This is a genomic window from Litchfieldia stipae (genome assembly GCF_014837155.1).
GTDB lineage: Bacteria > Bacillota > Bacilli > Bacillales > Bacillaceae_L > Litchfieldia.
The window spans coordinates 302,798-317,056 of the sequence record NZ_JACYHA010000004.1 but is presented as its reverse complement, the minus strand read 5'-3'; the positions used below and the strand labels follow the sequence as shown (position 1 = coordinate 317,056).

Here is a 14,259-nt window from a genome sequence, read left to right as displayed (position 1 = left end):
GACAGAGGGCAGTTAACCAGGCAGGGTGAGTTGTTTTTTGTTTAATGAGTATAGCTCGTGCATGTTTAGTAGAATTAGAAATATGCTGTAGTGTTGAAATTAAACTTCCCAACTACTAATAATCTCAGATACCTTACTTCCTTCTACGAAAAATACTGCAATATCAATAGAATCAAGAAATGGTTTGATTTTGTTTATTAATTCTCGATGATCTTTATTATCTGGAATTGCAATGGCTGTCTAATATATATATTCATCTAACTTGGGCATAGAGAGTGTCTCGGCTGTGGCAAATAGGAGTTCCGATATATGAACCTTTATTTGACTTCTATCAAATGGTATTCCGTACCTTTTTGAAGAAGAATCGGAACTAGTTTCTCCTATTGCCTCTATAAAAAGTCTTATGTCCTTGTTAGAGTTAGTTTTCTTAGCTATTACATCCTTTCCGGAATGCTTAATTTCTTTCTTTCGATTTATGATCACATATCCTCTTTCTTCTAAATCTTTGCATACAGCATCAATGACATCTATTTCTAATAACAAGGAAAACACGACCTTTCTCTTTTCATTTTCAGATATTATATGTAAGGGTTGATTAATATATTTTATTCTAGAAAATCGAAGACATATCCTTTTTCAGCCCCTTTATAATGGGCTTTTAATATAGTTATAGCAAACAGTCCCTCTAGTAAATTACCCACCTGCTGATCACTATCTTCAGATAAGCTTATTTCTCCCAGCCAAAGTATCTTTGTATTTTTTTCATTGAGATCTTCAACTTGGTAACCGATATCATTTAATAGTTGATATACATCATCCCAATGTGTTTTTGGTAGTCCTTTTGCATTAAACTTTAGTTCATAATAGGGCAGGAGTTCTTTTTTATTGGTGTTCAAATATTTATGGAACCCGTATTGTGTTGTTATTTGTTTCTTTCCCTTCCCAATTCTAGTAACTAGAAATCGAGATCTTTCATCAGCAAATGTTGATTTGTTGCCACGATACCCTATCGTTCCTAAATAAATCTCGCAAGGTATAGTATGCTGTTTGCTTATTAGTTCGTATTGAACTATATATCCTTGCCACGCCCCTTTAGCAGTTACACTCCATTCAGCTGGTTTTCCATCAACTCTTTTTATATGAACTTTACCATCATATAATGTTCTATCAAATTGATGGTTCTTGATTAAGGTCATAAACTCATCAGCTACTGATTGATTTTCTATGTTATTATTACTTAAACTAGGGCTAGCATCTATTGGTGCAAAGAATTGATAAGATGTATATGGGCCACCAAGTGGAGATGATGTTGCATTCAAATAATCTTGAAAACTCAATTTAGGGACCCCTACTGCTTTTTTATGTAATTTTCCTTCAATAAAAATAGATTCATACAAATTGAGATTATTTTTCATCAAATAATTGAATAACTCTTCCGTTTTAATCTCTTTCCACTCTATATTATTAGATAAACAAATGTCTTGTATGTCATCAGGAACTTCTTGAGCAATCAACACAGCTCTAATGTGTTTATCAACCTGTTTCTTTAGCCTTTCCCTATAATCTAGGATTTGTTCTACACTTTCCAATGTAATAAAATCCCTTTTCAACTCCGCTAATAAGAGATTACCACCTTTGTCAGCGAAGATTAAGTCCGTACGCCTGTTTTCTAATTGTCCCTGTCTCTCTAGTAGAACCAGTCCCTCATCAATTAATTCTGGGTGTATAACTAATATATCTTCAAACTCCTTTTCAGAAAGGATATACATATTGGGCTCCTCCTTACTTTGTAATATTTGTGTATATCATAATTATTATTTCAATTGGAATGTTATCCGGAATATTACAATTAGTTCAGTGGTATGTTTTATCTGTATCTTCTGGAATCAGAGGGTACTATTCAGCTTATGAACCTAAATATGAAATTTCAATAGAACTGAGGGGTGATTCTATATAGAAAAAGATAATAACTTCCTAGTTATTACTTCTGATGCATTAAACGATTATTTTAACAACTGGGAAAACTCGTTCACCAAATGTTTGTTCATTCTGAATACTTTTTAGCATACTTAGGAAGTACTCTATGTTATATACCCATAATTCTAGTATTAGATATCATAATGTAAATGACATTCATTTTTTTACGAATCTTTCCTGTAACAAGCTAGAGAAAATACTACAGCAGTAGTTCTAGAGTGGATATATTAAGGAAAGAGGGATCCACCAATAGTGCCAATCACTTTCTATGTGGTTTAAATATAGATAAAGTGACACCACGCTTTGTATGAGTTTTACCTATAATCTTATCCAGGTTATTTTCTATGTAGTTTAGTTGGTGGTGATTGATTTTTTCTGTAGCAACAATTTCATAACTCCATTTTGGAGGTTTTACAACATTTACATATTGTTTACCTATTCGAACGCGTTTGAAAACAAGGCGTATGGGTTCCCATAAAATAAAATGCTTTTCATACTTACCCTCATGTTCATTCTTTAAACGAGGCAATATTATATAAACATCACCTTTTATCCCGTTAGCTCGTTGAGAATTTATGTCTGCAGTTGCGGTTTTCCACGTAATATATGCCTTAAGATTCTTATAATCAAAATCAGTATCTTCTATCTTTTTCTTAGGATAATTCGGCTTTAATTTCCTCTGAAATAACTCCACTATTATAAAAGAAAAATCCCTATCTAAATCTGATAGAAAACGCCTTTCAAGCATTCTCACATCAACCCACCTATCCTTGGTATCTATCGTCTTTATTAAATCTCGAACTATTATAACAGCTACTGATTCACTACGTTCTAAATAAGCTATGTATGCTTCGTCATATGATTGTTGATTTCTTAAATTTTTCTGCTTAATTGCATAGCTACCATTCTTCTCTGACTTATCCGTGGCATACTCAATATACCTTTGGACATAGTGATCTCGGAATGATTCAGGAGGTACTTGTTCTTTTTTCTGCTGTTTGAAGCTTCTATTCAATGTACTTTTATGATTTTTTACTTTATCCGATGCTAGCATGTCATTTGTATATTTCTCACTACAGCCATAACATATTTTCCATTCTTTAATCCATTGGTGTTTTAAATCTAGCTGTCTGTTTTTTTTGAAGAAATCACGCACTTTGTTTTGCAATCTATTATTTTCATTTACTATTCGGTTTCCACAAATGATACAGTCCATAATAGCCTCTTTATCCTCTCTATTAGTTAAATAAAAAATATTACTATATAAAAACAGGGTCAGACCCCACTGAAGTACCGCTATACTCCACCGGAGGACTGACCCCAAAACTAAGGTCTGACTCATTTCGCAGTTCAAAATATGTAAATCCCTACAAGCCCAAAAAAAAGTTTAAAATGTTAAATCAGATGAGTTGGCTTTTCTATGTAAAGTAGTTATTTTTTCAAGTTTTCTTCATACATATCTTTTATCATTTTAGCAATTTGTTCGTTATCATAACTTTTACCTTGATATTCTGCTTCAGCTACTTTAGCCATCACTTCTATGTAAGATATTGCAAGTGCAGTTGTTAACATTGAAGCTGTACCACCACTAATTAGTCCTCCTGCAACAGTACCAACACCCGGGATCAATTTAAGTAAATTTGATACAATATATCTTCCTAAAAATGCTGCTCCACCACTACCTCCTATTGAGGCAACAATTCCACTTATTAGTGCCTTGTCTAAAGAAATCCCGAATATAGCAGTAATATGAGCTAACATACCTACTTGTATTGGAACTAACACAGCAGCATCAGAAAATGGTATTGGTGTAAATCCCGCTCCAAAACTACTAGCAATATAACCTGTTGACCATACTCTTGCTTCTTTTACCTTTTTATCTATATCTACTTTTTGGGCATTATTAAAAGACTTTTTTACTGATTCTGGTAATACTTCGTATGTTTTACCAACTAACTCTTTTAAACCATAAGAAGGAATAGAAATATCCTTAGATATCTTAAATTCTTCTGCTAGCACAGTCTGAACAGCTTTGACATTTAGGTTTAGTTCTTCAATTACCTTTTTGAATTCAAAAGAACTCTCACCAAAACTCTGTGTTAACACAAGGATTACAGGTACATTTTCAGCAAATGAATTTATTAGTTCTATTTCAGATTCTTCAATTCTATTGGAGTTTGAATTTATACAATACCAAATAGCATGTATATAATCCTTTTCATTACCCTTAAGATAAAGTTCCTTTATTTTCCCATTAATTTCATTAATAATTTCACCTTGAACTTCCTCTTTCAATTCTAATCCCTTGGTATCATAGATAGTAAGAGGAATATCAGTTTTTGTAATTTTTCTCAGATGTTGAGTTACTGGTTGTCCAATACCAGTTTCTGCTAGGTTTTCTCTAAATACGTTATTAATTAAGGTACTTTTTCCTATTCCTGTTTTGCCAATAATCATTATATTAACAGGCATTAGCTTCTTAATTTCTTCTTTAGTCTTATTAAATATTTCATCAATAATGTTAAAACCAGTTTGTGTTACCATATAAGCACCTCATATAATAAATATAGGAATTTTAAATTATAGAAATTTTACCATTATTTAAATATTCAATGATAAGTTTCTGTAAGTCAATAAGTTTGTTGCTAAGAAGTGATTAATTTCGAAATTTATTGAATAACTAACAAACTTTATTTTTTGGATAAAAAAAACGTGTTTTGAAAAATTGATTGTTCAAAACACGCTTTACATATATTTCAATTACACCATTCTTTTATAAATAAGTTTGATTATTTCATAATATTTGGCACATGATTGTTGAATATCATTTATTTATTGAATAGTATAGTTGTACTACGCAGTAAATAGAGCTGTTTTATTTTTGCTTATTCAATAAAAGCGCCCTTTTGTGGAAAATCCTATATGTTGTCAAAATAAGCAATCCTTTAGTTAAAGGGAAACAATTCATAAATAAGTTTTACTTTCGATAGCGAAACTCAATAATAGCCGTATACCAAGTCTTCATCCGAAAATTTCAGAACACACGTTTACCTAAAAAAAGCTCCCCTATATTTATCTCTAATGTTATTGTATTCTTTTTCACTTAGCACTGTAAGATGCTCAGGAGTTATTATCTGGGGATGGCATAATTCAAAATTTGTTTGTTGGGTCATTACGTCAAACTCTTCCATATCTAAAGATTGAATCCATTCAAATTGACTATCGATAGTTTTATTTTTTCTCTCTGGTTTTAGCCAAGGAACCTGTATTCCTGAAGCCATAATTACCACTGGTTGGTACGAACGATTTTTTATATGATTTAGAAAATCATTGTCCAACTCAACTGGAACTGAATACTCCTTTAAATAAAGATATAGGTTGATAGTATTTGAAATGTGTTCAGACCCATATTTGTTTCTTGAATATTTAACTGCTGTAATTTTGCTTGGCGATAAATAGACACTACCATATCTATAATTAAAATTTCCTGATGGTTGATTAACATATATTTTACAATGATTTAAATATATATGACCGGATATTACCCCCGGAATGTTCTTTGGCAAATACTCAATATACTCAAAACCTTTATGAATTAGTTTTTCAAGAGTTTCCATAGTGCCATACTTTTTTATTGGATCAACTGCACCTAATCCTTTTGTTAAAATCTCATCCAAAAATAAGGTAGAAGTTCCATGGAATAACGGAATTGTAAGTAGCCCATCTTTAATAAGTTGCATAACATTGTCCCTTCAATAGCATAAAATTTATATTTTTCAATTTATTATTCTTTTCCTTTTGTGTGATGACGGTTGATCCCTAGTGCCGTTTTACAAAACATTTGATATTTGTATTTTGTCTATAAGTTCTATATTTTTATTCAAGAAAATGGCCCTATTGTTGCACAGTATAAAGTCTACTCTGTAATAAAACAGTTACCCTAGAATCTGACCTTTCAAACTACCCCGAAACTACTTAACCAATTACTGCATTAGTCTCACTAAAACCAGTCGCTACTTCAATTACAACCTACCTCCTAAAAACCCCACCCACCACAGGAAACCCCACAAACTCCTTCCTCATCTCCCGAAACGAAACAACCCCATTCCCCCTAACAACCTCAAAATCTAGCGGATACTCATGACAATTCATAGGCTGATGCTGATATGTCTCCACATAAAAACGAGTCGCCTCTTCCGGACTATGCGCACAGATAAAAACAAATTCACGTGGATTCACTTTCAAAGAAAATAGACATTAAACCGATGAAATACCAACACATTCTTTTCTATCATTTCCGCTACCTTCTGATGATCCGCTTTATTCAGATCTAGTTGTGAGATATCATCCTGCAATGAAACCTTTTTATCTGATAGCAAATGGTATATGTAATGAGCCAACGTCGATTCTTCACTAATTAAACAATCATGGTACACATCTTTCACTAACATAATTAATCACCTCTATATATAATATGTTTTTTCTGTTTTACGGGTAATAAAGCTGGAACACGTAACTATATATGATTGGACCGGAAGGTCCGAGACTCCTGCGGGATATGCTACGATAGGTTCATCCCTGCACCAAGGAAAGATTGTACCTGGAGTGGAAATCATTTAATACCCCATGTATCAATTTGGACTTTCCACATAATCCTCAATCCTTTAATCGTACCCACTGGACCATTACGATTCTTTGAGACGATGATTTCTAGAGAGTGGTTGTCTGATTCTGTGTCATAGTACTTTTCTCGGTATAAGAATAGGATGACGTCGGCTTCTTGTTCAACACTTACTGATTCGCTGATATCTGACATCATTGGGCATTTGTTGTCTCTTGATTCGACTGATCGATTTAGTTGTGCTAAGCAGATGACAGGGCAGGCGAAGTCTTTGGCGAATGTTTTTAGGTTTCTTGATATTTCGGTTACTTGTAGGTGAACATTGCCGCCATAGAATTCGCTGGATTGGATCAGTGATAGGTAGTCGATTAGGATGAGTAGTTTTGGGTTGGATATTGGTACATGACTTTGCATGTTTTGGCTCTCACTTCAGCAACCTTTTGTGCGGCACGGTCGAAGATTTGGAAGTGAGTTTCACCTAGATTGCCTAGACGTTTGGCCATATTTCTTTTTGAGGTCGGCTTAAGAGTTCTTTTTGGTTTTTCATTTTTGCGCGAGTGAAAAAATGATTGGGGTATAATCTGCCCATCCTGATGATTTGACAAGGTTTAGCATGACATCGGTTTTCCCCATTGAATGACTGTATCTTTGATTAGATTCCCTCTTTCATCAAGCTTCCTAACAACGACTTTTCTTCAATACTCGCCAATCCTCACCTGCCATTAGATTTATTTCGAATTCTGTAGGTACATCTCGTCCCTTGATAGATTGCGATTGCTCGTCACTGGATTCTTATTGTTAGAGAGGTCAATTTCCTCAACCGTCAACAAGGATTCATTTTCCCAGTTCCTGAGAATGCCAATAACATAGTTCAATTTCCGTTTGTTATTCATACAAGCAATTTGCAGTGCCTTCATGATTACATCTTTTGGGTTTAGGAATTTAGAGTCATCTAACCACGACAACAACTGTTCTTTGCCATTGACGTTTGAGTAGCCAAAGCCATTTTGATCCCAGAATTCGATGATTTCGCTGACCGATTCTTTTTGTTGTTGTTTTTTATTTTCTTTTTGTTTTTCTTTTTCTTTTTGCCCACTTATCGTGTTACGAGTCGTTAATGTATCGTTAGTGGCTTCATCAATGTATGATGGGGAATCGTCTAGGGCAGAAATATCCTCGAAATCCTCTGCATCAATTTTAAAGAAAGATTTGAATAGAGCTTGAATATCTCCCTTCATAATGTGAGCTGCGACATATTCGATGAGTGATGTGTCCTCGACCTCCTTCAATTCAGAAAAAATACAATCCATGACTGGTTTGCCACCTTTATGCAGGTTATACTTTCCCCAGTTCTTGATCGCAATTTCTCTTGTTTCAGGGTTATAGCGAATCATTTGATGATGACGAATCATTCGGTCCATCAACGCATGAATCGTTTCAATTGAATAACCAGTATCAAAGGCCATTTGTTTTTTTGTGATTTTATAGATTCCTATTTGAGTAGTATGGGGATTTGTTAGGAGATAGAGAAAGAAGTATTTATCCTCAGGGGTCATTTCCTCCGACACAATCGGATTCTTCCAGAAATCAGTGCGAACCATTCTGTATTTTGCCATAACTAACACGATCCTTTCGTTTCCTTATAATTTGGTTTCATAGTAGTTATAGAGAATGACAGTGAGAAAAGGGACAGAGATGGTTAGTATTTTTGAAAATCAAAAAAAAATCACCTTCGCACAAAAGTGTGTAGGTGATTGATTGTTTCTAAAGTTTAATCTACTTCCTCATTCCAAAAAAATGATCACAAAAGATATGATTCTATAAATCTATTTCGAAATTTCCCTTTAGAATCATAGTGATGTAATAACTGTTGAAAATCACTAAGTTTTTCATAGCGTGATTGAACATCTTTAGGTGACATCGTGAATAGCTTTCCCCAATGTGGTCTAGGGTTAAAAGGTGCTAGTTGTTTCTCGATAACCGGGAGTATCGTTTCGACTAATGCCCAGTCTCGTTTCCAGGTAAAGTGGAACCCAACAGAATCTTGCTTGTAGAATGGACTCATCCACAAGTCATCTTTCGCAATTGTTCGAACCTCAGAAATGAGTAATGCTGGAGCCATCTGTTCCCTGATCTCATTCAATGCACATAACGCTTCATATCCATGTACCCTAGGAATCATGTACTCACTTTGCAACTCCTCACCTGCACTAGGCGTAAAACCAATTCTGAAATGTGGTAAGCGATCAAACCATGGACCTGATTTCCCAAGTTGTTCTGTACAATTTTCCGCCCCCATCCCCACTGGGTGTAGATTCTTTGTTGCAAGAGGTGCCCCGAAAAACGTAGGTTCCATGTTGACAGGCTGATCATCCATAACATAGTGTTTGAGCCAAACTTGATTCATTGTTTCATTCCGCCAATCAGTAAAGGAGCTGACACTATAAGCACTTGAATAGATATCGTTAAAATGCTCCTTATACTCAGTTAAAGGTACATTTTCATAAACGAATTGTTGTATGTCAAAAGCCGGTACGATGTCTAACGTTAAACGAGTAACGACGCCTAATCCACCAAGATTGACGACAACACCATCGAACTCTTCAGGATTGTGCTCCCTTGAAAAAGAAACAAGGTCTCCCTCAGCCGTTATAACGTCCATTTCTTGTACAGCTGTTGCTAGACAGCTGTTATCATTCCCCGAACCGTGAGTAGCGGTGGCACATGCTCCAGCTATCGATATATGCGGTAACGAAGCCAGATTTTTCAATCCATACCCTTCTTTTGCAAGGTAAAGGCACAAATCACTGTACTTGACTCCAGCCTCTACTGTCACCAGTTTCCGTTCGTGATCCAGTTGCACGATGTTGTTTAGATGTTGTAACGATATCATCATCGTAGATGAGTCTGCAATGCCATTGAAAGAATGACGGGAACCTACGACTTTTAGATGTTTGCTGCTAGCCACCAGTTGCTGTACCTGTTCCATTCTCTCTGGAAAATGCCAATTCGATGTACTATATGTATAATTACCTGCCCAGTTTCGTTGCTCGACCATTGGTTATTCCAATCTCCTTTTTAAGCTAAATTTACTTAAACCATACTAAGCTCTTTTTGTTCTATTATTAATATTCTAGTAGATGGTACGAAACCCTTCCGTATTTCTTAATTCTCTATAAATAAACGAAACATCCTGCTATGATTAAACGTATCAATAAGAAGATCTTAATTAAACTTGACCTTAAGTCTCAAACGTTACTAATTTAAAATTTGTCAGTGAGGTGTTCAACATGAGATATGTTATTGCTTTTATACTCAGCTTTTTTAGTTTTTTCACATTGCAATATTTTGATATTACAAATGTATTTACAATCGGGCTTGTATTTCTCTTGATCCTAGCTATTGTCTTTTTACCCGTTCTTCATACTGTTCTCTTTGAAACAAATATGGATAAAATTGAACGGTTTTTATTGAAAAATAAGAAGAATCCTAACTTTTATATGATTTATGCTTTGGCAAATGAGATCGATGATGAAGTTAAGGACATTACAGAAAAGCTTGTAAAGAAGTCTAAACAAGAGTCACGTCAAGCCATGTATAAGGTCGTTCAAGCTTTGTATTTCAAGGATGTAGCCGAGGCTAAATTACATATAAATCAAATCAAACCAGTGCATTATCGCTTATACTATCAAGCTAGCATCCTCTTAGAAGAAGGTGATTTGGATGGTGCCGTTGAGTTAATGGAAAAACTCCCAAGCCAATGGATGAAAGATGCCATCTTAGCCGAACATGCAAAGAAGCTTAACAACCTAGCAACAGCAAAGGATTATGCGAATAAGGCGATGTTACATTCAAAGGGATTACAACGGTATTTATTACACAAAACGTATGAACGAGAGTTTGGAACATAGATCCAAACGCAACAGACATACAAGTTCCATAACTTAGTTAGTTTATGAAAATAAAGTTTAATCAAAAAAGAATACATATTTGTATACATAGAAAAAACTCCCTCTAAGGATAAACAGATTTTTTATTAAACCTGTCTACCTTAAAGGGAGCATATTATAGTGTCAGGCACTCGAAACATTAAGCACTTTTGCTCATATCCTCATTTGTTGTCGTACTTTTTGATTTAGATAATTTATTTACTACTAGAGTAATCATAAATGCTGTTAAGAACGGAACAACCATTGCAATGATAAAACCAATCGCATTGTTTGCTAATAATGGTGCTGTAAATGTTGGTACATAAGCGGTTCCTCTTACATCAAACATCCCAACTAATGCGCCACCAATTCCAGCAGACACTAATGCACCAGCAAATATCCACTTACTTGAGAACATGAATGGATACGCAGATTCAACAAATGTACCAAACCCCATATTAATCGCAAATCCTGGTGCTGCAACAGCTGCTTCCCCTTTATCACGAGGGGAAATAATGTTTGCTAAGTTAATTCCCGCAGCCACCATCACAAGCCCTACCATGTCAACTGCCCCTAAGAAACTATTGCCAGTCTTCTCCATTTCGAGCAAGACAATGGGTAGAATTGCCGCATGATAAACACCGCCAAGAATAGCTGGCCAAATCAGGACGCCAGCAATTATCCCTGCCAAAATCGGATTAAACGCCACTGTTACCTCAATTGCTTGTTTAATAAGATCTCCTAATGTAAGTGCTAATGGACCAATTAAATAATAGATTAATAAACCTGATATGAGACCTGCAAACCCACCTGCTGCAATATTTACAGTCGTCATTGGAAATTTCCAACCGACAAACAATTGGAATAAAAATCTAACAAGTAGTCCTGCAATAATACCACCGATCATTCCACCAATAATCCCACTATCAACGGACAGCACACCAGCAATGACCCCTGCTACAATGGACACTTCATCTAATTCAGAAATTTGTTTTGCCGCAATGACTGCAATCACAACTGGCAAGGCACCAATTAGTACAGTAAATACATCACTAAGTATACCTAAGCCAGGAATTTTACTAAATGCCAAAACAAGAGCCAATGCAATAAATCCAGGAAGTGCGGACATCATGATCCCACGGATATTTATGTTCTTTATCCCTAAACCTTTTGTTGAATGAGCGCTATTTGTGCTATTTCCCAATATCGGTTGATAACTAACACCAAAATGCTTACTTAATGAAGTGACAAAAGATACAGCTCTTGTTCTATTCGTTGTTCCTGTTGTTCCAGATGTCGCAATCACGTTACCACCCTGTGAACTTACAAGAGCCATGGACGTCCCACCTGTTCCAACAATCGGAATCTTTGTCTCAGCTGCTGCAGCAAGAGCATGCTTATTCGCACCTTTTGGATCACCGCTCATGATAATCATTCCATCAATCTTGCCGTTCCTGATTTGATCTGCAATCTCTTTATCTACCGTTTCTACCTTTTTATTAATCTCTTCTAATGTTTGAACATCACTTTCAATAAATGATTGCCCTTTATCTACAGTCCAAAGAGAAGCTTTCGTAGTAGGTTTTGCTTTATCCATCGAATCTTGTGCTGCAATAAATTGTGTCGCAACAATTTCCATCTGTGCAGAGGTAGCTTGTAATTTCAATTCATGTAGCAACTTACTAGGATTTTTCCCACCAAGATTGTATAAATTGCCTCCGCTACTTCCTAAAATAACGATTCTCATTACCGAATCCCCCCACTTATCTATGTAATCTCTGTGAATGATTATCTTTTCTTTATTACTCTACCATAATAAAGTGATAAAATAAAAAGATTTTTTTGATAATTCATTTTTAACAAAATAAAAAGAACGCTTGGAGTTAAAACCAAACGTTCTTTTTTCTATTTGTAGAGCGATTTTTTGCTGCTAAAACCTCTGTGATTTAGCTTGATAGCTTTTCCACAGCATTGAACTACTTATTCCAAATTAAAGAAAACATACCCACCTAATAATCCTTCATAACGTAGTTGTGCTTTTTCTCCTGTTTTCACTAGATAAGCGATATACCCTTCTTTTTCATTTCCTACGTACATTTCAAAACTGAATTCAGGATCAGTTGTTCCATAAAGATTCCCACTATAAATATCTCCACTTTCACTAACCATATCAAAATTCATTATACCATCGATAAAAAAAGATAGGTCCTCGGTTTCTGATTCAACAAAATTCACTTTTGATTTTGCTAACACCCATTCATATCCTTCAGGAGCAGGCTCATTGAATTCATTCATGTCTAGTAGAAGTTGATATGCATTCTCTCCACGAATAACTTCTAGAACTGTTAAATCAAATTTAATTTTAAAAGCTTCACCTTCGTCATTGTATAATTCATCATCAACTGTAGCTGTTTTCTGAAAAGGTACAGGATTACTTCTTGAACCTATTTTAGACGCTTCTGATTCTTCTTGTTCTTGTTGCTCTTCTTGAGTCTCTTCTTGTTGTTGACTATTACCATCATTAACTGTTATATCTTTTGTATCTTGACCACAACCACTAAGTAATACTATCAGTGTTAACATAAAAGTAAATATTATTTTATTTGTACCTTGTTTCATTTTCCGATTCTCCCTTATATTCAGGATATTACTCTGAACCATCTTCTAAATCGTCTGGGTAAACAATCTGATCAAATATCTCTTCAGTTTCTTCATCCTTAACAAGGATTGTTACCTCATACTCATCAGGATTAACTCCATTATACAGTTGATAAATCATACCAGTTATCCCTAGGCTAAATACTCCGAAACCATCCATACTATTTTCATACTCAGTCTTGTCCACAACTAATATGAACTCCGAAAATGTGTTGTTATAAGTAATGTCTTTAATCGATGAGTATTCACCACTACTTTTCATATCTTCAAGGGAAAGAATCAAATCTTCTTTTAAGCCCTCCATCATTTCTTTATGCTTTGCTTTTGACATTTTGTATGTCAGAGAACCGTCCTCATTCAATGTAACTTCGTCTACCCCTTCAGCTTTTGCATCTGCGATTACTTTCTCTATATCTTCCCCTTCAAACAAAGAAGCTGGTAATGTAATTTCTACATTAAAAAGGCCTTTATCAACATTCACTTGGTCTTCTTTTCCATTTTCTGATTGACCTTCTGTTTCTTCTACCGAATTTTCATTCTCGACACTTTCTTCCCCATTTGTCCCACAAGCGGCCAAGAAACTTAACATTAGTACAAGCCATATGTAAATATACTTTTTCACATTATCATCTCCTAATCATTCAGTCATGTTATAGCTATTAAAAGTATAAAGGCTATATATTTCTTAATTTGCTAAAAATGTAACTTTTTATTCATTTTAAAAAAACAAAAAGCCGTCTTCTTCAATAATTGTAACGGTTCTTATGAATATTAGAATGATGAGTATAATTAAAAAAAGTCTCTGAAGCTTCTGAAGCAATTAAATACTATATCTTTATCTCGTGAAAAGTATTGCTCCCCTATTCCCATAACAACCTCAAAGGATTATGCGAATAAAACGGTATTATGTTTGAAGGGATTACAACGATATTTACTACAAAAATGTATGACAGATGCTTTAAAACAAGTGAAAATGATTCAGGATGGGAAGTTACCTAAGAAATCTGCAAGGGATTTTTTAAAAGAGTCTCGCAAAAGATAGTTGGTTATGTCAAAATATACGAGTGCACAAAA

13 protein-coding genes are annotated in these 14,259 nt (G+C 34.8%); 1 reads left to right on the top strand and 12 read right to left on the bottom strand.

Annotation, left to right across the window (positions count from 1 at the left end; all coding sequences use genetic code 11):
• Positions 1-240: 240 nt before the first annotated feature.
• The 9 genes from F7888_RS07395 to F7888_RS07355 all read right to left on the bottom strand — a co-directional run bounded on the left by F7888_RS07395 (position 241) and on the right by F7888_RS07355 (position 9,656).
• Positions 241-543 (bottom strand): hypothetical protein, encoded by a 303-nt coding sequence (locus F7888_RS07395; protein WP_191778520.1) that lies wholly within the window; start codon positions 541-543, stop codon positions 241-243.
• A 62-nt stretch (positions 544-605) separates the two neighbouring features.
• The gene (locus F7888_RS07390) at positions 606-1,769 is read right to left on the bottom strand and encodes an endonuclease NucS domain-containing protein (RefSeq protein ID WP_191778519.1); all 1,164 of its coding nucleotides are present in this window, start codon (positions 1,767-1,769) and stop codon (positions 606-608) included.
• A 467-nt stretch (positions 1,770-2,236) separates the two neighbouring features.
• Positions 2,237-3,193 carry a hypothetical protein gene (locus tag F7888_RS07385; protein WP_191778518.1) on the bottom strand — a complete coding sequence of 319 codons (957 nt, stop codon included), beginning with the start codon at positions 3,191-3,193 and terminating at the stop codon, positions 2,237-2,239.
• Between the two features lie 215 nt (positions 3,194-3,408).
• Positions 3,409-4,521, bottom strand: a complete 1,113-nt coding sequence (locus F7888_RS07380) for a YcjF family protein (RefSeq protein WP_191778517.1) — start codon at positions 4,519-4,521, stop codon at positions 3,409-3,411.
• Between the two features lie 503 nt (positions 4,522-5,024).
• Positions 5,025-5,717 carry a hypothetical protein gene (locus F7888_RS07375; protein WP_191778516.1) on the bottom strand — a complete coding sequence of 231 codons (693 nt, stop codon included), beginning with the start codon at positions 5,715-5,717 and terminating at the stop codon, positions 5,025-5,027.
• A 501-nt stretch (positions 5,718-6,218) separates the two neighbouring features.
• Entirely contained in the window at positions 6,219-6,428 is a 210-nt protein-coding gene (locus F7888_RS22495; RefSeq protein ID WP_225228645.1) for a hypothetical protein, read from the bottom strand.
• 161 nt (positions 6,429-6,589) lie between these two features.
• Positions 6,590-7,012 carry a DnaB-like helicase C-terminal domain-containing protein gene (locus F7888_RS07365; RefSeq protein WP_191778515.1) on the bottom strand — a complete coding sequence of 141 codons (423 nt, stop codon included), beginning with the start codon at positions 7,010-7,012 and terminating at the stop codon, positions 6,590-6,592.
• A gap of 314 nt (positions 7,013-7,326) precedes the next feature.
• Positions 7,327-8,214, bottom strand: coding sequence for a DnaD domain-containing protein (locus F7888_RS07360; protein ID WP_191778514.1), 888 nt, complete (start codon positions 8,212-8,214; stop codon positions 7,327-7,329).
• 185 nt (positions 8,215-8,399) lie between these two features.
• On the bottom strand, positions 8,400-9,656 hold the full coding sequence (locus tag F7888_RS07355; protein ID WP_191778513.1) for an FAD-binding protein: 1,257 nt from the start codon (positions 9,654-9,656) through the stop codon (positions 8,400-8,402).
• 232 nt (positions 9,657-9,888) lie between these two features.
• Here F7888_RS07355 and F7888_RS07350 point away from each other — a divergent pair, with 232 nt between their 5' ends.
• Entirely contained in the window at positions 9,889-10,509 is a 621-nt protein-coding gene (locus F7888_RS07350; RefSeq protein ID WP_191778512.1) for a hypothetical protein, read from the top strand.
• Positions 10,510-10,687: 178 nt separating this feature from the next.
• Here F7888_RS07350 and F7888_RS07345 read toward each other — a convergent pair whose 3' ends face one another.
• The 3 genes from F7888_RS07345 to F7888_RS07335 all read right to left on the bottom strand — a co-directional run bounded on the left by F7888_RS07345 (position 10,688) and on the right by F7888_RS07335 (position 13,807).
• On the bottom strand, positions 10,688-12,274 hold the full coding sequence (locus tag F7888_RS07345; protein ID WP_191778511.1) for a PTS sugar transporter: 1,587 nt from the start codon (positions 12,272-12,274) through the stop codon (positions 10,688-10,690).
• A 233-nt stretch (positions 12,275-12,507) separates the two neighbouring features.
• Positions 12,508-13,146: a hypothetical protein gene (locus tag F7888_RS07340; RefSeq protein ID WP_225228644.1), complete on the bottom strand. Its 639-nt coding sequence runs from the start codon at positions 13,144-13,146 to the stop codon at positions 12,508-12,510.
• 28 nt (positions 13,147-13,174) lie between these two features.
• Positions 13,175-13,807: a hypothetical protein gene (locus tag F7888_RS07335; RefSeq protein WP_191778510.1), complete on the bottom strand. Its 633-nt coding sequence runs from the start codon at positions 13,805-13,807 to the stop codon at positions 13,175-13,177.
• Positions 13,808-14,259: the final 452 nt, after the last annotated feature.

Bases quoted from the DNA above. Each gene is read 5' to 3' on its own strand.
- F7888_RS07345 (WP_191778511.1), bottom strand. From the start codon at position 12,274: ATGAGAATCGTTATTTTAGGAAGTAGCGGAGGCAATTTATACAATCTT.
- F7888_RS07355 (WP_191778513.1), bottom strand. From the start codon at position 9,656: ATGGTCGAGCAACGAAACTGGGCAGGTAATTATACATATAGTACATCG.
- F7888_RS07365 (WP_191778515.1), bottom strand. From the start codon at position 7,012: ATGCAAAGTCATGTACCAATATCCAACCCAAAACTACTCATCCTAATC.
- F7888_RS07380 (WP_191778517.1), bottom strand. From the start codon at position 4,521: ATGGTAACACAAACTGGTTTTAACATTATTGATGAAATATTTAATAAG.
- F7888_RS07390 (WP_191778519.1), bottom strand. From the start codon at position 1,769: ATGTATATCCTTTCTGAAAAGGAGTTTGAAGATATATTAGTTATACAC.
- F7888_RS07340 (WP_225228644.1), bottom strand. From the start codon at position 13,146: ATGAAACAAGGTACAAATAAAATAATATTTACTTTTATGTTAACACTG.
- F7888_RS07350 (WP_191778512.1), top strand. From the start codon at position 9,889: ATGAGATATGTTATTGCTTTTATACTCAGCTTTTTTAGTTTTTTCACA.
- F7888_RS07375 (WP_191778516.1), bottom strand. From the start codon at position 5,717: ATGCAACTTATTAAAGATGGGCTACTTACAATTCCGTTATTCCATGGA.
- F7888_RS22495 (WP_225228645.1), bottom strand. From the start codon at position 6,428: ATGTTAGTGAAAGATGTGTACCATGATTGTTTAATTAGTGAAGAATCG.
- F7888_RS07385 (WP_191778518.1), bottom strand. From the start codon at position 3,193: ATGGACTGTATCATTTGTGGAAACCGAATAGTAAATGAAAATAATAGA.
- F7888_RS07360 (WP_191778514.1), bottom strand. From the start codon at position 8,214: ATGGCAAAATACAGAATGGTTCGCACTGATTTCTGGAAGAATCCGATT.